Below are 19,548 nucleotides of genomic sequence, written 5' to 3' on the forward strand. Positions count from 1 at the left end.
CGTGGCGATGTATCACGCCGGGCAAAGAGGCAGAGATGGCAGATTTCACGTCTTCCCCGACGACGGCGGGCTATGCGCCCGATTCCGCGCATGGCTACGCAGTGGGCAGCGGGCCCAAGACCCTGACAACGCTCACCAATATCGCAGGTGCTGTGGTTTCCTTGGCGCTAGTCGCGGGGATTGGTGTTTGGGGCTACAAGCTGCTGGTGCGTGATGTGACCGGCATTCCGGTGGTCCGCGCCATCGAAGGCGAGATCCGCGTGCGTCCCGATGAGCCGGGCGGCGAATTGGCCCGCCATCAGGGCTTATCGGTCAATGTCGTTGCCGCCGAAGGCAGCGCCGGTCGCCCCGCAGATCAACTGCGCCTCGCGCCGCGTCAAATGGAATTGCAAGACGAAGACCAGCCCGTTCAAGTGGCGATGGTTGCCGCAAAGACACAGGGCAATGCGACCCCCGCCGTCGCCCACGAGAATGACGGCGACCTGATCGATGCCTCCGCCGCGATCCGCTCTGGCAATGTTCAAGACCTCGTGGCGCAGCTGACCAATGGTGTCGCACCGCTCTCCGGGGCGGGCGCCTCTGGTGATCCGGTCGATGCCGCCGTGGCGATGGCGCTGGCCGATACCTCCGTGCAGCCAAAAGTCGTCAAGGCCGTATTGAACGCGCCCGGCGTGCGCAACTCCCTGCGTCCGCGCCGCCGCCCGGCAGGCGGTGCCGTGGTGACACCCGCCGCAGTCCAGAGCAATCCGGTCGCGACTGTCGCCCAAGAGGTTGATCCCGCGGCCCTTCCCGCTGGCACCCGGATGGCCCAGCTTGGTGCATTTGACAGCCCCGAGGTTGCCCGCGAACAATGGGACCGTTTGCAGGGCCGTTTCGGTGCCTATCTCGAAGGTAAGAATCGCGTTGTGCAAAAGGCCACCAGCGGCGGGCGGGTGTTCTATCGCCTGCGTGCCATGGGCTTTGACGACATCGCCGATGCGCGGCGCTTCTGTTCGGCACTTGTGGCCGAAAATGCGGATTGCATCCCGGTGGTGATGCGCTGATGCGTCCCTTCGGGGCCACGATCCTCGACGCGACGGGCCTCCAGCTCAGCGTCGAGGAAAAAGCGTTCTTTCGTGACGTGCGGCCCTTCGGCTTCATCCTTTTCGCCCGCAACATCGACAGCCCGGATCAGGTCCGCGCGCTATGTGATGAGATGCGCGAGGCGGCAGGCCATGAGGCAGTAATCACCATCGACCAAGAGGGAGGCCGCGTGCAGCGGATGCGCGCCCCGCAGTGGCGCGATTGGATGCCGCCGATGGAACTGGCCGCGCGCGCCGGGGAACGGGCGACGAAGGCCTTTTACTTGATGTACCGGATCATCGCCCATGAGTTGCACAGCGTCGGGATCGACAGCAACTGTGCGCCACTGATCGATGTAGCGGGGCCCAAGACCCATCCGTTTTTGCGCAACCGGTGCTATGGCGAAACGCCGGGGCAGGTGGCCGAGATTGGCCGCGCCGTTGCCGATGCGCTGCTGGCCGGGGGCGTGCTGCCGGTGATGAAACATATGCCGGGCCATGGCCGTGCGACGCTCGACAGCCATCACAATCTGCCCCGCGTGGATGCCCGCCGCATTGATCTGGAGGCCGTGGATTTCGCGCCGTTCCGCAGCCTGCGCGACCTGCCCATGGGCATGACGGCACATCTGGTCTATGACGCATTGGACGACACGCCCGCGACTCTGTCGTCAGAGGTGATGCGGATCATCCGCGATGATATCGGCTTTGATAACCTTGTGATGACCGACGATATTTCGATGAAAGCCCTGCAGATGACCCCGGCGGGAAGCACCCGTGCGGCCATTGCCGCGGGCTGTGATGTCGCGCTTTTTTGCAATGGACCGCTGGAAGAACGCCGCGCCGTGGCCGAGGCCGCAGGCGAGATGACTACAGCTACCCAGACCCGCGCGCTGCGTGCGTTGGATGCGCGGCAAACCCCCGACGACGTTGACATCGACGCCCTCAGCGCCCAGCTTGAGACGCTTCTGGGCGGGGCATTGCATGGCTGACACGACATTCGAGGAAGACAGGGGCGGGGCCGGTGGCTCCGTGGCCGACCGGCTGGCCGCCGAGGCGTTCATCATTGATGTCGAAGGCTATGAAGGGCCGCTTGATCTGCTGCTGTCGCTGAGCCGGACGCAAAAGGTCGATCTGCGCAAGGTTTCGGTTCTGCAACTGGCGCGGCAGTATCTGGCCTTTGTCGAGCGTGCCAAAGAACTGCGGTTGGAACTGGCGGCGGATTACCTCGTCATGGCCGCATGGCTGGCTTTCCTGAAATCACGCCTTTTGCTGCCGCCGGACCCCACCGAAGAAGGCCCCTCGGGCGAAGAAATGGCCGCCCATCTGGCTTTCCAACTGGAACGCCTGCAGGCGATGCGGGACGCTTCCGCACGCCTGATGGCGCGGGATCAACTGGGTCGGGATTTCTTTGCCCGCGGCCAGACTCAAGAGATCACCACTGTCAAAAAGGTCACCTATACCGCGACGCTGCTGGACCTGATGCAGGGCTATGCGCGCACCCGCACGCGGGAGGATTTCCGCCCCTTTGTGATGGACCGCGATAAGGTCTTTACCATGGAAGAGGCGCTGGAACGGATGCGCGGGCTGATCGGCTATGCGGGCGATTGGGGTGATCTGAACAGCTACCTGCCCGAGGGCTGGGAAAGCGATCCTGAGCGCCGCCGCTCAGCGACCGCTGCGACCTTTGCGGCCTCCCTGCAATTGGTCAAAGAGGGGCATATGGAGATCCGGCAAAAAGAGATTTTCGCCCCCATCCAACTGCGCAAGAAGGATTGATGCGTGTCGGAAGAGATTGAAACGAAAGAAAAGAAACTGTTCGACGCGCCCTCGCTGGCCGAACAGGAGCGTATGATCGAAGCCGTGCTTTTCGCCAGTTCCGAACCAATCACGCTGCGAGAATTGGAACAGCGGCTGCCGGGCGGCTCTGACGTGGGCGAGGCGATGGCCTTTCTGCGCCACCGCTATCAGGGGCGCGGCGTGCAGGTCATGAAAGTCGGCGACGCCTATGCTTTTCGCACCGCGCCGGACCTTGGCTTTTTGATGCATCGGGAAACGGTCGAGACCCGCAAACTCAGCCGCGCTGCGATCGAAACGCTTGCGATCATCGCCTATCACCAACCCGTCACCCGCGCCGAAATCGAAGAGATACGCGGCGTGGCCGTGTCACGCGGCACGGTCGATCAACTGCTTGAGATGGAGTGGATCCGCTTTGGCCGCCGTAAGATGACGCCGGGCCGTCCGGTGACCTTTGTGGTCACGCAGGAGTTTCTGGATCACTTCGGTCTAGAGAGCGCGCGGGACCTGCCGGGGCTCAAAGAACTGCGCTCTGCCGGGTTGTTGGAAAACCGCCCGCCCGCCGGTCTGCTGCCCACCGTAGGCGATGGCGAGGACGAGCCAGAAACCACCGAAGGCCAGAGCGAGCTGTTCGAAGATTAATCGGGGTCGGGGCTGACTTACGCCCCGCCGCCACTACATCAGTTTTGCTGATCCAAGGGAGAGGGCTGATGAAACCGATCGTCAATATGGTTCTGCGCCATGTCATGCGCCGCTTAATGTCACGAGGCGCTGGCGTGGGTAAAAAGGGCCGCTCGCGCGGGGGCACCGCTTTCAATGCGCGCAATGCGCAGCGAGGGGTCCGCTTGCTGCGCCGGTTTCTTCGCTCGCGGTAGGCGGTCAGACGGAGCGGAAATGCTTCGACAGTTTCAGACCCTGACCTTGGTAATTCGACGCGATGTCAGCGCCGTAAAGCTGGCTGGGGATCTGCGCCATATGCTCATAGACCAAGCGCCCCACGACCTGCCCATGCTCCAGCACAAAGGGCGCCTCGTGACAGCGCACCTCAAGCACCCCGCGTGAGCCTGCACCACCTGCTTCGGCATGGCCAAAGCCCGGATCGAAGAAACCCGCGTAATGCACGCGGAACTCTCCGACCATTGCCAAATAGGGTGCCATTTCAGCGGCATAGGCGGGCGGGATCGTCACCGCTTCGCGGCTGACAAGGATATAAAACGCGCCGGGATCAAGGATGATCTGGCCATTGGTGCTGTGCACCTCTTCCCAATAGGCGGCGGGGTCGTAGTGGCCGATCTTGTCGAGGTCGATCACCCCGGTATGCGGCTTCGCGCGGTAGCCGACAAGGCTGGTGCCGGGCAGCCGCAGATCGACGGAAAAGCCCAACCCTTCGTCAATCACGGCAGTGCCGTCCACCAGTGGCGTGGTGTCATGCAGCGCGCGCAGGGCGTCATCATCGAGCGTCGCATCCCCGCTGCCAAAGCGGATTTGATTCAACCGCATACCGGGGCGCACGAGCACCGAGAAGGAACGGGGGCAGATCTCGGCATAGAGCGGGCCGGTATAGCCCGGCGCGATCCGGTCAAATTCGGTGCCGCCGTCGGTGATGGTGCGGGTCAGAAGATCAAGCCGCCCGGTGGAGCTTTTGGCATTCGCCACGGCAGAGACACCTTCGGGCAGGGCCAGCCGCTCCATCAGGGGGACCACATAGACGCAGCCTTTTTCAAGCACGGCCCCATCGCTGAGGTCGACGCGGTGCATCTCGAATTCTTCCAAACGATCCGCGACCTTGGCCCCGTGCCCCGCAAGGAAAGACGCGCGCACGCGATAGGCGACATTGCCGAGCCGCAGGTCAAGGCTGGCGGGCTGGATTTGCGCGGAGGTCACCGCCGGATCGGCGGCAATGGCACCGCTGTCGATCATCGCTGCAATCTGCTGGTTGGGGAGCACCCCGTTCATCGCATTGGGCATCAAACGGGGCCTTTCAAATGACAAACGCCCGCGCGTTACCGGCGCGGGCGTTTTGTTGTAGTCGGTTGGTCGGGCTAGCAGGACTCGAACCTGCGACCTTCCGTCCCCCAGACGGACGCGCTACCAGGCTGCGCCATAGCCCGACTACGTGGGCTTCATACCCGATCTCGCAGGGGGCGCAAGAGGGAATTGCCAAACTTTTCATCGCGATTAGTAATTTGTTTCGGTGCCGGGTTCCGCGGCCATACGCGCGCGCAATTCGGCCAGATCCAGCAGCAGACCGGCAACCCGAGGTTGCACGTCACGCGGCAGACGGTGGACACGGGCGCCAACGCTCAGCAGCCCCGGGCTGGCGGGGAAATCGGCTTCGGGGGTGAAATCAGGCAGATCGATGATCGCGGGTTTGGGCGTGTGGTCGACCTCGTCTTCTTGGGGTGCGGCTTCTGCGGGCTCAGGCGCGGGGTCGGGCGCCGCTTCGGTTGCCTGTTCAGGCTCGGGAGCCAGTGGGCGTTTGAGAAAATCGGGGAGGCTGGCGTTTGATGCCGGTTCAGGCTCGGACGGTTCTGGCTTAGATGGGACGGACATAGCCGGGGCGGGCTCAACCGCAGCATCAGCGGCAGGTTCATCCAATTGCGGCGCATCCGGCGTCGCGCTGTCAGACGGGGCCAGCGGATCAGGTGTGGCCCGTGGGTGGTCATCGGCGGGCGGCACGGGCGAGCGGCGCGGCACCGCCACAGGCGCGGCCTCCGGTGCTTTCGGTGCCTCTTCGACAGGCGCCGCCTCCGCTGCGCTTGCGGGTTCTTCGACGGGCAGGGCGTTCTCACCCAGATCGGCGGCAGGCTCTGCCTCTTCGGCGTCCTCGTCCGAGACATCGGCCTCGGGCACGGCGTCAGACTTTGCGCCGCCAAAGTTCAGAACCACCCCGGTTTCCGGGCGGATGATGTCAGGTTTGGGGGCGGGCCGAGGCTCCGCAAAATCCAGCTCATCAAGCGGGGCAGAGAGGGAGGACACATGGGTCATCCCTTCCTCGCGGAGGATCTTTTGGACGCCTTTGATGGTCAGCCCGTCATCGTGCAGCAGTTTCTTGATCCCACCCAGCAACAGCATATCGGCCGGACGGTAATAGCGCCGCCCTCCAGCCCGTTTGATGGGTTTCACTTGGGTGAACTTACTCTCCCAGAACCGCAGAACATGGGCCTGAATACCGAGCCAGTCAGCGACTTCGGAGATGGTGCGAAAAGCGTCCGGCGATTTGACCATGGGTCAGGACTTGTTGCCTTCGGCAACGCGGTCTTTCATCAAATGCGAGGGGCGGAAGGTCAGCACCCGGCGCGGGTTGATTGGAACTTCTTCGCCGGTTTTCGGATTTCGGCCCACACGCGCGGTCTTGTCGCGTACCGAGAAGGTGCCGAAAGAGGAAATCTTGACCTGTTCCCCGTCGACCAGAGCGTCGGACATATGCTCAAGCACTGCTTCGACCAGTTGAGCACTCTCATTACGAGACAGACCGACTTCACGAAATACAGCTTCGCTTAAATCCATGCGCGTCAATGTCTTGTTCGGCATTATATCCCCCATGCTTTCCAATAGCATATGCTGCTCAGAATTTTAGAGTCAACATCAATGCCCGGATCAAGCACGATTCGGCAGAGATTTTCCACGTTAGCTCAGGGACTTACCAGCGCAGAACAACAGAGCCCCACGCCAGACCGCCGCCAATGGCTTCGGTGACGATCAGATCGCCCTGTTTGATCTGGCCACGCTCACGGCCCACAGACAGCGCCAGCGGGATCGAGGCCGCCGAGGTGTTGCCATGGTCCTGTACGGTGACGACCACGCGCTCCATCGGCAGGTTCAATTTCTTTGCGGTGCCTTGTATGATGCGGATGTTGGCCTGATGCGGCACGATCCAATCGACATCTTCGGCGCTGACGCCGGCGCGGTCCATCGCGGTATTGGCGGTGGCGGCAAGTTTCTCGACCGCGTGGCGAAACACCTGATTGCCCTGCATCCGCAGATAGCCAGTGGTGCCGGTCGACACGCCGCCATCGACGTAGAGCAGGTCACGGTAGCGTCCGTCAGAATTCAAATCCGTCGCGAGGATGCCCCGGTCGGACGGGCTGTCGCTGCCGTCTTGCGCCTCAAGCAGCAACGCGCCCGCGCCGTCGCCAAACAGCACACAGGTCGAGCGGTCGGTCCAATCCATGATCCGGCTAAAAGTCTCGGCTCCGATCACCAGCACATTGCGCGCCTGACCGGATACGATCAACGCATTGGCGTTTGCCAGCGCATAGACGAAGCCCGCGCAGACCGCCTGCACGTCGAAGGCAAAACCACTGGTCATGCCCAATTCGGCCTGCACCATGGTCGCGGCGGAGGGGAAGGTAAGATCAGGTGTAGAGGTGGCCACGACGATCGCATCCACGTCAGAGACATCGCGCCCGGCGTCTTCGAGCGCCTTGCGCGCTGCGGCGCTGGCCATGGTGGAGGTGGTTTCTCCTTCGGCGGCAAAGTGGCGGCGTTCGATGCCCGAGCGCGAGCGGATCCATTCGTCATTTGTGTCGAGGGTCGCTTCAAATTCGGCATTTTCCACGACACGGGCGGGCAGGTAGTGGCCACAACCAGTGACAACGGCGCGCAGGCTCATTTGACGGACTCCTCGGCTGGCAGCGTCCCGGCAACGCGAGCGGCCAGCTTGTCATTGAATTTATTCTGCGACAACTGCGCGGCGAGTTTGATCGCAGCAGAGATGCCGGTCGCATCGGCAGAGCCGTGCGATTTCACCACCGTGCCGTTCAGACCCAGAAAGACGCCACCGTTCACACGGCGTGGGTCGATCTTTTTGCTGAGGCGGCGCAGGGATGTATAGGCCAGCAGCGAGGCCAGCCGCGACAGGGGCGAGTATTTGAACGCCTCGCGCAGGCGGTTGCCGATCATGCTGGCGGTGCCTTCGCCGGTCTTGATCGCGACATTGCCGGTGAAACCGTCGGTCACGATAACATCGGCGCGGTTGCCCGAGATATCGCCGCCCTCGACGAAACCGACGAATTCAAACCCGGTGGCATCGCCTTGGGCCCGAATCAGATCGTAGGCTTCCTTGAGTTCAGTACGGCCCTTATGCTCTTCGGTGCCGACGTTCAGCAGACCGACGCGGGGGCGCTCCAGTTCCATGCCGTTGCGGGCATAGGAGGTGCCCATCAGCGCGAAACGCAACAGATCATCGGCGTCGGCGCGCACATCGGCGCCCACGTCGAGCATCACGTTGAACCCCTGGGGGTTGGAAGACGGGTAGAGCACGGCAATCGCAGGGCGGTTCACGCCCGGCAATTTACGCAGCCGTATCATCGACATCGCCATCAGCGCGCCGGTATTGCCGCAAGAGACAGCCACGGCCGCCTCTCCGCTGCGCACGGATTCGATGGCCGACCACATGGAGCTGTCTTTGCCGGTACGCACAACTTGGCTCGGCTTGTCGTCCATCGTGACGACATCCGTGGCGTGACGTATTTCGCAACGGCCCGACAACTCGCCACGTTTGGCGATCAAAGGCTCCAACTGATCGCGGGGACCATGCAGGATAAAACCAATGTCGGGATTTGCTGTCGCAGAAAGCGCACACCCGGCAACAATTGCTGCCGGGCCTTCGTCACCACCCATCGCGTCGACCGAGATCAGGGTGTGTCCGGCTTTCGCGTTGGGGTGATCGGGCTGGGCCGTCATCAGTGCGAATGCCTCACTGCCTTAGAGAAAACCTTGGAAACAACCGTAGCTTATGCTGCGTCGTCTTCCAGGTCTACTTCTTCGGTCAGGGCGACAACTTCGGTGTCGTCATAGTGACCGCAAGCAGCGCAGATGTGGTGGGGGCGCTTCAGCTCACCGCAGTTCGAACATTCGTTCGGGTTCGCTGCGGACAGCGAATCGTGGGCGCGGCGGTTGTTGCGGCGGGATTTAGATACTTTATTCTGTTGGACAGCCATGTCTGGTGCCTTTGCCTTCGGGGTTGCTGACGTGCATGTGGCAGGCCGCAACCGTGTTTCAATTCGGACCCCGTTTCGGGCGTGACGACGCTTTAGGGCCGCAGCCGCGCAATGTCCAACCTTAATTCGGGTGAGGGCGGCAAAATAACGCGAATTCGCCGCGATGCAAGCGCGAATACCCGCGGTTTTCCGCCTGTTTCTTTAGGTTTCGTCTTTCTTTAGCGCATCGCGCAGGGCACCCAAGCCCGCGAAGGGCCGCGCGTCTTCGTCGGTCATCGGCTTTTGCCCGGGTTCGGCATGGACCATCTGGCCCAGTTCGACATCGCCCTTGCGGGGGTATTCCGGCACTTCCAGCGCCAGCGCCTCAATCATCACCTGCGCAGGGTCGATCCATTGACCCAGCGGTTCGGTGGTGTCGTCCTCGGGCATTTCGACCTCCTCCTCATCGGGGAGTTCGAAATCATGGACGAAGCGGCGGGTGATATGCGCGTCGATGCGCGTGGTAACGGGTTCCAGCGTGACCACGCAGGGCTGCACCACGGTCGCGCCCAATTTCCCGTCAAGCTGCCAGTCCTGCTTGCCGAGGGGTTTGATGCTCCCTGAAAAGCTGAGTTTGCGCAGCGCGGAGAGGGTCAACTCCTCGGCGATCTGCGCCAGCGCCTCTGCCTCAGGGCGCAGCGCAAAGCCGTTTGGCTCCGTCTGGGACAGGTCAGCGACCCGTAGAGCGGTGGGCGTAGGTGATTTGCGCGACATGAGATCCGACTTTCGTTTCTTGTACACTTGGGGTGCCTTGGTGTATGCGAAATAAAAGCCATAATCCGTCAGGGCAAGAGGGCAGAGCAAATGCGCAAATCGAAACAGACCGGCAAGACGAGTCTCCGGCTCGCAGGTATGGGCCTTGCACTGCTTCTCACAGCCTGCAGCCCGCAGTATGAAAACCACGGCTATGTGCCGCCGCAGGACCAGCTTGAGCAGGTCGTCGTTGGCAGCGATACCAAAGAAAGCGTCGCCCAGAAGATCGGTGTGCCCACCGTTTCAGGTGTTTTGAGCGATGATAGTTACTATTACGTTAAAATGCGCAAACGGGCTCTGGGCTTTCTGGCCGCCAAAGAGATCGAGCGTGAAGTGGTGACCGTCAGCTTCAATGAGGCGGGTGTGGTGTCGAATGTCGAGCGCTTTGGGCTGGAACGCGGGCAAGTTGTGCCGCTATCGCGCCGCGTGACGACATCTCCCGTAGCCGATAACACCTTCCTGCGTCAGCTTCTGGGCAACATCGGCCGCTTTAGCCCCTCGGCATTCGGCAGCTAAGTTTCCCCCGGCATGTCCCGCCGGACGGTCGGCGGGACAGCGGACAAGCGAAGGCGACCTCGCAGATGACCCATGCGCCCCCGGGCCGATATCTGACGCGCGAAGCCATCACGCCTGCTGACATTACCCGTGCGCAGACGCTTCGGGCGCAATGTTTTCAGACCGGAACCACCCCAGACAGAGACCCCTTCGACGCGGCTGCACGGCATTTTCTGGTCGAGGACCGCGCCAGCGGTACGCTGATCTGCTGCTTTCGCCTGAGGCGGTTTCAGGGCACGAGCCTTGGCCAAAGCTATGCCGCGCAATTCTATGACCTGAGCCGCCTACACGGTATGGAGGGCGCCATGCTGGAACTTGGGCGCTTTTGCATCCATCCAGATTGGCACGACCCCGATATTCAGCGCCTCGCTTGGGGGCAGTTGGCGCGAGAGGTTGACCGCAGCGGTGCGGCGCTTCTGTTCGGCTGTTCCTCCTTTGCGGGCACCGATCCTGCCGCCTACCGTGATGCCTTTGCCCTGTTGAAACAGCAGCACCTTGCCCCGGCACACTGGCGGCCTGCCGCCAAAGCCGCGGATATCCACGCTTACGCCCGCGACAGCCATACCGCAGATCCCCGGCGCGCGCGCCAGCAGATCCCGCCGCTGCTGCGTAGCTATCTGGCGATGGGGGGATGGGTCAGCGATCACGCCGTGATCGACCGGCAGATGAACACGCTGCACGTCTTTACCGGGCTTGAGATCGCCGCGATCCCACCCAACCGCGCGCGGCTCTTGCGCGCATTGGCCTGACCCGGGCGCGCCTTTGGACATTGACCTTGCCCGCGCCGAGAGATAGCTGGCGGGCATGGCACGCGCACCCCTTTTACAACTCACCGACATTTCGCTGACCTTTGGCGGCGATCCTGTTTTCGAAGACCTCTCACTGGTGATTCAGACCGGCGACAGGCTGGCTTTGGTCGGCCGCAACGGCTCGGGCAAATCGACCCTGATGAAGGTCATGGCCGGGCTGGTCGAGCCTGACAGCGGTGCGGTGATTGCCGGGCCCGGCGTGTCGGTCGGCTATATGGAGCAGGAACCCGATCTTACGGGGTTCGAGACGCTTGGCGATTTCGCCGCACACGGTCTTGATCCGGGCGAGATGTACAAGGTCGAACGCGCGGGCGAGGGGCTGAAGTTCGACCCCGCACGCCCCGTCGCCACGGCTTCGGGCGGCGAACGCCGCCGTGCGGCACTGGCGCGGCTGATGGCCGAAGAGCCCGAGCTGATGCTGCTGGACGAACCGACCAACCACCTCGACATCGAAGCCATCGCTTGGCTCGAATCCGAGCTGAAGGGCACCCGCACGGCCTTTGTCATCATCAGCCACGACCGCGCTTTTCTGCGCGAATTGACCCGCGCGACCCTTTGGGTGGACCGCGGGGCCGTGCGCCGACAGGACATCGGTTTTGAAGGCTTTGAGGCTTGGCGCGATCAGGTCTGGGAAGAAGAGGACATGCAGCGTCACAAGCTGAACCGCAAGATCAAGGCCGAGGCCCGTTGGGCGGTCGAAGGCATCTCTGCGCGGCGCAAACGCAATCAGGGCCGGGTGCGGGCGCTTCAGGATCTCCGCGCCGAACGGTCGGCCCAGATCAAACGGCAAGGCACGGCGGCCATGGCCTTGGAGGCCGGGCCGAAGTCTGGCCGCAAGGTGATCGAAGCTGCGGGGATCGCCAAGAAATTCGGTGACAAACAGATCCTGCGGGATTTCTCGATCACTGTGCAACGCGGCGACCGGATCGCGCTGGTGGGGCCGAACGGCGTGGGCAAGACCACGCTGCTGAACATGCTGATCGGGAAAGAACAGCCCGATTCAGGCGAGATCAAGCTCGGCACCAATCTGGAACTGGCGCTTTTCGATCAGGCCCGTGCGCAGCTTGACGGGGACATGACCCTTTGGGACAGCCTGACCGGGGATCCTGACATGCGCGTGTCAGGCAAGGCCGATCAGGTGCTGGTGCGCGGACAGCCCAAACATGTGGTCGGCTACCTAAAAGAATTCCTCTTTGACGAGGGGCAGGCCCGCGCGCCTGTGCGCTCGCTCTCAGGCGGGGAAAAGGCGCGGCTGCTGCTGGCCAAGATCATGGCACGGTCCTCGAACCTTTTGGTGCTCGACGAGCCGACAAACGATCTGGATGTCGAGACGCTTGACCTGATGCAAGAACTCTTGGGCAACTACGACGGCACCGTGCTGCTGGTCAGCCACGACCGTGACTTCCTTGACCGCGTGGCCGCCACCACCATCGCCATGGAAGGCGACGGGCGTGCCACGGTCTATGCCGGCGGCTGGAGCGACTATCTGGCGCAGCGCGACCAGGATGATTTTTCCGACAGCGTGGTAAAGTCCAAGCCCGGCAAGGCCGAGCCGAAAGCAGAGAAGAAACAATCCGTCTCAGGTCTCAGCTTTACCGAAAAGCACCGGCTCGAAGCGCTGCCGGGTGAGATCGAGCGCCTTGAGGCGGAGATCGGCAAACTCGAAGAACTGCTCAGCGACGCGGAGTTGTTCACCCGTGAGCCGGTGAAGTTCCAAAAGGCCACCGATGCGCTTGTTCAGCGGCACGAAAAACTGTCCGACGCCGAGGAAGAGTGGATGACGCTGGAGGAAAAGGCGCAGGGTTAACCCCCCGCGTCTTTCAGGGCGATCTGCGGCCGGTATCCATTGCGGAAGGCGGCGACGCTGCTGGGCGGAGTGAGCAGGGTGACACGGCCCCGAGGGCGTGGTTGCGCCGGACCGTAGCCTGAAGGCTGATAGGGGTGGAAAGCGTCGCCGAACAGCACCCCCCTTAGGCCTGGGTGATCCAAGATGAAGGCCCCGTCCGGTAGATCGTGCACCTCCACGCCCGTTTGACGGCGCTGTTGAAAGACGCGCGGCACGGCGCGTTCGCTGTGCAACTGACGGTCAAGGGCCGCAGCAGGCCCCGACACATCGCAGCACGCCCGGAACCGCCGGTAATCCGCGGCGCGGCATTCCGCGCAGGGCCGGTGACCGGCGGCAAAGGCCACAGCCTCATCCAGAAAGAAAAGCTCGGTATAGTGACGCGGGGCCATCAGCTGCCGCCGACGGCCCTTAAAGCTGAGCACACAGCACACCCAATTCTGATGCGCCCAACGGCGTTTGGGGTGCAGACCGTTTTCATCGTGCAGGATACCGCGATTGCCCATGAACCCACCCCGCGCGGGGTGGGCGATGATCTCTCCATCAGGCTGGACGCGGTTCTGCAGCGGCATCAGCGCATCCGCAGCGCCCCATCAAGGCGGATAACCTCGCCGTTGAGATAGCCCATTTCAACGATGAACCCGGCCAACCGCCCGTATTCCGAAGGATCGCCAAGGCGCGGCGGGTTGGGAACATCCTTGGCCAGATCCGCTTGCACTTCTTCCGGCAGGCCCGCCAGCATCGGCGTTTTGAAGATACCGGGCGCGATGGTCATCACGCGGATGCCGTCTTTGGCCAGATCCCGCGCCATCGGCAGGGTCATGCCTACGATCCCGCCCTTGGACGCGGCATAGGCGGCTTGGCCCTTTTGACCGTCGAAAGCGGCGATTGAGGCGGTGTTGATGATCACCCCCCGCGCCCCATCGTCTTCGGGAGTGTTCTTGGCCATGGCCACCGCCGCAAGCCGTGCCACGTTGAAACTGCCGACAAGGTTGATGTCGACCGTGCGTTGAAAGGCGTCCAAGGGGTGCGGCCCGTCGCGGCCTGTGGTCTTGATCCCAAGTGCAATGCCTGCACAGTTCACCGCCGCCGTGATCCAGCCCATCTTTTCCTGAGCTTGGTCCACCGCTTTTTGCACCGAAGTCTCATCCGTCACATCGGTCATGACGAAATGCCCGCCGATTTCCTTGGCCACAGATTCGCCCCGGGCGGCGTCACGATCCAGCAGGGTGACCTGCGCGCCTTGCGACGCAAAATAGCGCGCCGTGGCTTCGCCAAGCCCCGATGCGCCCCCGGTGATGATGGCGGCTGTACTGTCTAGTTTCATGATGGCTCCCCCCGATATGAACGCTTGTTCAGTTCAACACGAAGTTTGGCCCCATGCAAGCCATGCTTGCTGGAACAGGTGATGAGCAGGAGGAGACTGGGGGCCGTAAGGCAGCCCCCGTTAAGTTAAGACTTTAGCCGATCTGCACCAGCGCGTGGCGTTTCTTACCTGCGCTCAGCTTGATAGGAGACGAGAGCGCGCCCGCATCGAGCATCAAGCCCGCATCTGTCAGCGGCTGATCATCAATCCGCGCACCATTCTCGGCAATCAGGCGCTTGGCCTCTTTACCGGAGCCCGCAAGGCCGGATTTCACCAGCAGTTGAACGATCGAGACCCCATCGCCCACATCCGCCGCCGTAAGAGTTAATGTAGGCAGATCGTCGCCCACGCCGCCTTTTTCAAAGACCTCGCGCGCCGTGGCTTCGGCGTTCCGCGCCGCTTCTTCGCCGTGCAGCAGGCCGGTGACCTCATTGGCCAGTCGCACCTTCGCCTCATTGATCTCAGACCCGGCAAGCCCGCCCAGACGGTCGCATTCGTCGACCGGCAGCTCGGTATAGAGCTTGAGGAACCGGCCCACGTCGGCATCGGTGCAATTGCGCCAGAACTGCCAGAACTCGTAAGGCGAAAGCATGTCGCCGTTCAGCCAGACCGCGCCCCCTGCCGATTTGCCCATCTTCTTGCCGTCGCTGGTGGTCAAAAGCGGCGATGTGAGGCCGTAAACTTCGCCGTCGATCACGCGGCGCGTCAGGTCGATGCCGTTGACGATGTTGCCCCATTGGTCCGAGCCGCCCATCTGCAGGATACACCCATAACGGCGGTGCAATTCCATAAAGTCATAGGCTTGCAAAATCATGTAGTTGAATTCGAGGAACGACAGTGATTGCTCGCGGTCCAACCGCGATTTCACGCTTTCAAAGCTAAGCATCCGATTGATCGAGAAATGCCGCCCGATGTCTCGCAGGAAATCGAGATAGTTCAACTCATCGAGCCATTCAGCGTTGTTAAGCATCAGCGCGTCGCTCGGCCCATCCCCATAATCAAGGTAGCGGGCAAAGACCTGACGGATGCCTTCGATATTGTCGTCAATCGCTTCTGGCGTCAGCAGGGGGCGTTCATCCGACCGGAAGGACGGATCGCCCACCTTGGTTGTGCCGCCGCCCATTAGGGTGATCGGCTTGCCGCCGCACTTCTGCAACCACCGCAGCATCATGATATTGACCAGATGCCCCACGTGCAGTGACTTGGCCGTGGCGTCATACCCTACATAAGCCGGCGCCGCGCCTTTCATGAGGGCTTCGTCCAACCCTTGATAATCGGTGCAATCGGCCAGAAAGCCGCGCTGCATCATCGTGTGGATGAACTCCGATTTGGGATGGTATGTCATGGTGACTTGCCTCAAAACTGTATTGCGGGGCAATCTATATGCGCACGAGCGGCAAAGGAAAAGGCCATGAATAGGGCCATGCACAGGCAACATGTCGGAACCGGTGTGGTAACGGCATTGGGAATGATGTCGGGCACCTCGTTAGATGGGGTGGACGCGGCTATTTTGCGCACCGATGGGCAGGACATCACCAGCTTTGGCCGCAGCGCCTATCGCAGCTATTCGGCCGAAGAGCGTCGGGTGATCGCCGCCGGATTCGGAAAATGGCACGGGGCCGAGGTTGAGGCGGCAGCGCAAGCGGTTGAGGCCGCGCATCTGGCGCTGTTGGATGATCTGTTGAAAGATGAGCCCGGCGTTGAGCTTGTCGGTTTCCACGGCCAGACCCTTGCCCATGCGCCCCGGATGCAGGGCACGCTGCAAGTGGGCGACGGGGCGCTATTGGCGCGCACCATCAACTTGCCCGTTGTCTGGGATTTCCGCAGTGCCGATGTGGAACTGGGCGGAGAGGGCGCACCTTTGGCCCCGTTCTTTCACCATGCCTGCGCCCGTTTTGCTGGGCGGGAGGGCCCGGTGGCTTTCTTGAACCTTGGCGGCGTGGGCAACCTGACTTGGGTCGATCCGCGCGTTGCACGCCCAGAGGAAGAAGGCGCGCTGCTGGCTTTCGATACCGGCCCGGCAAATGCGCCGATCAACGATTTGATGCAGGCCCGCCTCGGCCAAGACTTTGACGAAGGCGGCAAACTGGCTGCCCGGGGCAGGGTGGAACATGGCGCGTTGGAGCTATTCCTTGCCGAGCCATACTTTGCACGCATGCCGCCCAAATCGCTCGACCGGAATGATTTCGCGGAAATGGTCGCCTTGGTCGGTGAACTGTCAGACGCCGATGCCTGTGCCACCCTGACCGCCATGTGCGCCGCTGGCGTGGCCGAGGCGATGCAGCACTGCCCAGCCCCGCCCGAGCGGGTCTATGTCACGGGGGGCGGGCGCCATAATCCGGTGCTGATGCGGATGCTGGACGTCAGCCTTGATTGCCCTGTCGCTCCGGTGGAAGAGATCGGGTTGGATGGCGATATGCTGGAGGCACAGGCTTTTGCCTATCTCGCCGTGCGCGTGGCGCGTGGCCTGCCGACCTCATGCCCCGGCACCACTGGCGTGCGCGCCGCAGTGGGTGGCGGCACCGTCAGTCGAATCTGAAGTCCGAGCGTTAAAAATTCAATCATGACGGGAATTTGCCGGAGGGCGCCCAATCGGGCAGCAGGGTGCAGCTCTTACGCGGCCAAGGCGGCAACTTCGGCATCCCTTTAACAAAATTTCAAAAAATATATATTTTTCGCAATTATCTGAAACAAAAATCCTTCTGTAAGCGTGAATATAGCATGGGGCCCAATGGCTGGCGGAGGAGCTGAAGCTTACCGGCCCCGATCTAAAGAAGGAGATTCGAAATGACTATCTTTCAAACCAGAAACTTAAAAACTCCATGGCGATCACGGCGGCGGCGATTTTGCTCACGCCCGCGGCCCAGGCGGAAATTGGTCTGGGGGTCGGCGTGAGCGCCGGCGGCCACGGCGGCGCGGATGTCGGCATGGGGGCCTCAGTTGGCCGAAGCGATGGCGTCGGAGCCGGAGTCGGCGCTTCAGTCGGCGGGGATAGCGGCGTGAACGCGGGCGTCGGCGCGTCGGTCGGCGGCGGTGATGGCGTGAACGCAGACGTCGGCGCCTCAGTCGGCGGCAGTCATGGTGTCGGGGCCGGGGCGGGCGTCTCGGTCGGTAGCAATGGCGGCTCAGGCAGCGGCGGTGCGGGCACGGGCGGGCAGGACCCTGTCCCAGGGACCACCGCAGGCCGGGCGACGGGCGTGGCCGACAGCAGTGCAATCTCTGCCAAAACGATCAACATTGCGACGCTCATCGGCGCACCGGTCTGGAGCAAAGACCGCATCTTGGTCGGTATGATCGAAGAAGTCGCCCCCGGACCCAACGGTAAGGTCGATGCCGTTCTACGCCTCAGCGCGGCGCTGAAAACTGACAAAGATATCATCCGGATGCGGATTGCGCCGCGTTTGTCCGACCGCGGCGTATTGCGGCTGGGGTATTCGAAACAGAAGTTCCTGCAGTTATTCGCCAGCTGATCGGCAGTGGGATGAAGGCCGCGGAATGAAGAATGAGGGGCGGGGGGAACTTCCGCCCCTCATTATGCGCTACCGGGGCAGAGCGGCGGCAGTCGTCAGCGGCAGCTCATAAAAGCAGATCGCCTTACGGGCGAAATCAGGCATTGGCTGATAGGGCCCCCGCTCAATAAACCCAAGCGAGGCATAGAGCGCGCGGGCAGGGGCAAAGGCGATGGACGTGTCGAGATAGACCTTCTCAAACCCATCCTCCCGCGCCTGATCTATCAACCTTTGGCAGATCGCCCGACCCGCACCTGTACCACGGGCGGCATCCGTCACGAAGACGCGCTTGATCTCGCTCTCGGTATCGCTCAGCGCATGGGACATGCCGCAGCCCAAAGGGATGCCATCCCGCTCGGCCAACAGAATGATGCCGCGCGGGCGGGCGTGTTCATCGGCCAGACGGGCCATCAGAGCGCTGTATTTGTCTTGCGGATAGAAGGTCTCGACAATCAGCCGCTCGGTCGGGGCGAAGTTGTACAGAAAGTCACGGTAGGCCCAGCAAAGTTCAACCACCGCCGCGAGATCCGCAGCGGTGGTGACAGGACGAATATCAACTTTAGACATCAGCCGCGCAGGATCGAGCGGCCCGCGTATTGCGCGGTCTCGCCCAGCATTTCCTCGATACGGATCAACTGGTTGTACTTGGCCAGTCTGTCGGAACGCGCGAGCGAGCCGGTTTTGATCTGACCGCAGTTTGTCGCCACGGCAAGGTCTGCGATGGTGGCATCCTCAGTCTCGCCCGAGCGGTGCGACATGACGTTGGTGTACCCTGCGCGATGCGCGATATCGACAGCCTTGAGCGTCTCGGTCAGGGTGCCGATCTGGTTGACCTTCACCAGCATGGAGTTGGCGCAGCCGCGTTTGATGCCGTCGGACAGACGCGCGGGATTGGTCACGAAGAGATCGTCGCCCACCAATTGCACCTTGCCGCCCAAGACATCTGTCAGTGCCTTCCAGCCCTCCCAATCGTCTTCGGCCATGCCGTCTTCGATGGAGATGATCGGATAGTCGTTCACGAGGGCTGCCAGATAGTCGGCGTTCTCTTCGCTCGACAGGGTCTTGCCCTCACCGGAGAGGACATACTTGCCGTCTTTGTAGTATTCCGTCGCCGCGCAATCGAGGGCGAGGTACATGTCTTCGCCGGGTTTGTAGCCTGCTTTTTCGATCGACTTCAAAATGAAATCAAGCGCATCGCGCGACGAGCTGATGTTCGGGGCAAAACCACCTTCGTCGCCAATCCCGGTCGACAGACCCGCGGCGGAAAGTTCTTTTTTCAGCGTGTGAAAGACTTCGGCGCCCATGCGCACGGCTTCGCGGATGTTTCCCGCGGCGACCGGCATGATCATGAATTCCTGAATGTCGATCGGGTTGTCGGCATGTTCGCCACCGTTGATGATGTTCATCATCGGCACGGGCAGAACGCGGGCAGTGGTGCCGCCGATATAGCGGTAAAGCGGCTGCGCGCAGTAGTCGGCGGCGGCCTTGGCGGCGGCCATCGACACGCCCAGAATCGCATTCGCGCCCAAGCGGGATTTGTTCTCGGTCCCGTCGAGTTCGATCATCATCTCGTCGATCTCGACCTGCTCGGTCGCGTCGATCCCGACCAACGCCTCTGCGATCTCGCCGTTGACGGCGGCGCAGGCTTCCAAAACGCCTTTGCCGAGGTAGCGGGATATGTCGCCGTCGCGACGCTCGTTCGCCTCATAGGCGCCGGTGGAGGCACCGGAGGGGACAGCGGCGCGGCCCATTGTGCCGTCTTCGAGGATAACGTCGACTTCGACCGTCGGGTTGCCCCGGCTGTCGAGGATTTCGCGGGCGTGGATGTCGATGATCGTGCTCATGGGCTTTGTCCTCATGTTCGGGTTTGCAGC

Annotated in this window: 21 protein-coding genes and 1 tRNA gene; 9 read left to right on the forward strand and 13 right to left on the reverse strand. The window is 62.2% G+C overall.

Going from position 1 to position 19,548, the window contains the following annotated elements; genetic code table 11:
* Positions 1–35 precede the first annotated feature (35 nt).
* Genes K3762_RS08950 through scpB form a run of 4 tightly spaced genes read left to right on the forward strand, consistent with a single transcriptional unit; the run spans position 36 to position 3,497 of the window.
* Positions 36–1,043, forward strand: a complete 1,008-nt coding sequence (locus K3762_RS08950; RefSeq protein WP_240791524.1) for an SPOR domain-containing protein — start codon at positions 36–38, stop codon at positions 1,041–1,043.
* Positions 1,043–2,050, forward strand: coding sequence for a beta-N-acetylhexosaminidase (nagZ, locus tag K3762_RS08955; protein ID WP_120350995.1), 1,008 nt, complete (start codon positions 1,043–1,045; stop codon positions 2,048–2,050). Before K3762_RS08950 ends, nagZ begins: the two co-directional genes overlap by 1 nt.
* On the forward strand, positions 2,043–2,837 hold the full coding sequence (locus tag K3762_RS08960) for a ScpA family protein (RefSeq protein ID WP_132443464.1): 795 nt from the start codon (positions 2,043–2,045) through the stop codon (positions 2,835–2,837). Before nagZ ends, K3762_RS08960 begins: the two co-directional genes overlap by 8 nt.
* 3 nt (positions 2,838–2,840) lie before the next feature.
* Positions 2,841–3,497 carry an SMC-Scp complex subunit ScpB gene (gene scpB / locus K3762_RS08965; RefSeq protein ID WP_132443463.1) on the forward strand — a complete coding sequence of 219 codons (657 nt, stop codon included), beginning with the start codon at positions 2,841–2,843 and terminating at the stop codon, positions 3,495–3,497.
* A 237-nt stretch (positions 3,498–3,734) separates the two neighbouring features.
* On the opposite strand, the gene K3762_RS08970 is transcribed toward scpB, so the two are convergent.
* The 8 genes from K3762_RS08970 to K3762_RS09005 all read right to left on the reverse strand — a co-directional run bounded on the left by K3762_RS08970 (position 3,735) and on the right by K3762_RS09005 (position 9,553).
* Positions 3,735–4,811, reverse strand: a complete 1,077-nt coding sequence (locus K3762_RS08970; protein WP_120352198.1) for a 2'-deoxycytidine 5'-triphosphate deaminase — start codon at positions 4,809–4,811, stop codon at positions 3,735–3,737.
* A 78-nt stretch (positions 4,812–4,889) separates the two neighbouring features.
* A tRNA-Pro gene (locus K3762_RS08975) sits at positions 4,890–4,966 on the reverse strand.
* A gap of 67 nt (positions 4,967–5,033) precedes the next feature.
* Positions 5,034–6,083 (reverse strand): MerR family transcriptional regulator, encoded by a 1,050-nt coding sequence (locus tag K3762_RS08980; RefSeq protein ID WP_132443462.1) that lies wholly within the window; start codon positions 6,081–6,083, stop codon positions 5,034–5,036.
* Positions 6,084–6,086: 3 nt separating this feature from the next.
* Positions 6,087–6,389 carry an integration host factor subunit alpha gene (gene ihfA / locus K3762_RS08985; RefSeq protein ID WP_067265868.1) on the reverse strand — a complete coding sequence of 101 codons (303 nt, stop codon included), beginning with the start codon at positions 6,387–6,389 and terminating at the stop codon, positions 6,087–6,089.
* Between the two features lie 109 nt (positions 6,390–6,498).
* The gene (locus tag K3762_RS08990; protein WP_067628999.1) at positions 6,499–7,470 is read right to left on the reverse strand and encodes a beta-ketoacyl-ACP synthase III; all 972 of its coding nucleotides are present in this window, start codon (positions 7,468–7,470) and stop codon (positions 6,499–6,501) included.
* Positions 7,467–8,543, reverse strand: coding sequence for a phosphate acyltransferase PlsX (gene plsX, locus K3762_RS08995; protein WP_260008996.1), 1,077 nt, complete (start codon positions 8,541–8,543; stop codon positions 7,467–7,469). Before plsX ends, K3762_RS08990 begins: the two co-directional genes overlap by 4 nt.
* Positions 8,544–8,593: 50 nt before the next feature.
* Positions 8,594–8,800, reverse strand: coding sequence for a 50S ribosomal protein L32 (gene rpmF, locus K3762_RS09000; protein WP_067629003.1), 207 nt, complete (start codon positions 8,798–8,800; stop codon positions 8,594–8,596).
* A 201-nt stretch (positions 8,801–9,001) separates the two neighbouring features.
* Positions 9,002–9,553: a DUF177 domain-containing protein gene (locus K3762_RS09005; RefSeq protein WP_132443723.1), complete on the reverse strand. Its 552-nt coding sequence runs from the start codon at positions 9,551–9,553 to the stop codon at positions 9,002–9,004.
* 90 nt (positions 9,554–9,643) lie between these two features.
* Between K3762_RS09005 and K3762_RS09010 the strand changes: the two genes are divergently transcribed.
* The 3 genes from K3762_RS09010 to K3762_RS09020 all read left to right on the forward strand — a co-directional run bounded on the left by K3762_RS09010 (position 9,644) and on the right by K3762_RS09020 (position 12,763).
* Positions 9,644–10,108, forward strand: coding sequence for an outer membrane protein assembly factor BamE (locus tag K3762_RS09010; protein WP_120351000.1), 465 nt, complete (start codon positions 9,644–9,646; stop codon positions 10,106–10,108).
* A gap of 65 nt (positions 10,109–10,173) precedes the next feature.
* Complete coding sequence (locus K3762_RS09015) at positions 10,174–10,896, forward strand: GNAT family N-acetyltransferase (protein ID WP_132443460.1); 723 nt, start codon at positions 10,174–10,176, stop codon at positions 10,894–10,896.
* Positions 10,897–10,951: 55 nt separating this feature from the next.
* Positions 10,952–12,763 (forward strand): ABC-F family ATP-binding cassette domain-containing protein, encoded by a 1,812-nt coding sequence (locus K3762_RS09020; protein ID WP_132443459.1) that lies wholly within the window; start codon positions 10,952–10,954, stop codon positions 12,761–12,763.
* On the opposite strand, the gene K3762_RS09025 is transcribed toward K3762_RS09020, so the two are convergent.
* From K3762_RS09025 to tyrS, 3 genes are all read right to left on the reverse strand, one after another.
* A complete protein-coding gene (locus K3762_RS09025) occupies positions 12,760–13,371 on the reverse strand; it encodes a hypothetical protein (protein WP_260009002.1) in 612 nt (203 codons plus the stop codon). The two genes, K3762_RS09020 and K3762_RS09025, sit on opposite strands and share 4 nt — an antisense overlap.
* Positions 13,371–14,126, reverse strand: a complete 756-nt coding sequence (locus K3762_RS09030) for a 3-hydroxyacyl-CoA dehydrogenase (RefSeq protein ID WP_132443457.1) — start codon at positions 14,124–14,126, stop codon at positions 13,371–13,373. The genes K3762_RS09025 and K3762_RS09030 overlap by 1 nt, the downstream gene beginning before the upstream one ends.
* Positions 14,127–14,259: 133 nt before the next feature.
* Complete coding sequence (gene tyrS / locus K3762_RS09035; protein WP_132443456.1) at positions 14,260–15,510, reverse strand: tyrosine--tRNA ligase; 1,251 nt, start codon at positions 15,508–15,510, stop codon at positions 14,260–14,262.
* A 66-nt stretch (positions 15,511–15,576) separates the two neighbouring features.
* On the opposite strand from tyrS, the gene K3762_RS09040 reads away from it, so the two are divergent.
* Positions 15,577–16,704 (forward strand): anhydro-N-acetylmuramic acid kinase, encoded by a 1,128-nt coding sequence (locus K3762_RS09040; protein WP_132443455.1) that lies wholly within the window; start codon positions 15,577–15,579, stop codon positions 16,702–16,704.
* 283 nt (positions 16,705–16,987) lie between these two features.
* Positions 16,988–17,635 (forward strand): hypothetical protein, encoded by a 648-nt coding sequence (locus K3762_RS09045; RefSeq protein WP_132443454.1) that lies wholly within the window; start codon positions 16,988–16,990, stop codon positions 17,633–17,635.
* Positions 17,636–17,704: 69 nt separating this feature from the next.
* Here the strand turns inward: K3762_RS09045 and K3762_RS09050 are convergent, their stop codons facing one another.
* Both K3762_RS09050 and eno read right to left on the reverse strand, forming a co-directional pair.
* Positions 17,705–18,241, reverse strand: coding sequence for a GNAT family N-acetyltransferase (locus K3762_RS09050; protein WP_132443453.1), 537 nt, complete (start codon positions 18,239–18,241; stop codon positions 17,705–17,707).
* Positions 18,241–19,518: a phosphopyruvate hydratase gene (gene eno / locus K3762_RS09055; RefSeq protein WP_260009007.1), complete on the reverse strand. Its 1,278-nt coding sequence runs from the start codon at positions 19,516–19,518 to the stop codon at positions 18,241–18,243. Before eno ends, K3762_RS09050 begins: the two co-directional genes overlap by 1 nt.
* Positions 19,519–19,548: the final 30 nt, after the last annotated feature.

Source organism: Sulfitobacter sp. W074, assembly GCF_025142275.1.
GTDB classification, from domain to species: Bacteria; Pseudomonadota; Alphaproteobacteria; order Rhodobacterales; family Rhodobacteraceae; genus Sulfitobacter; species Sulfitobacter profundi.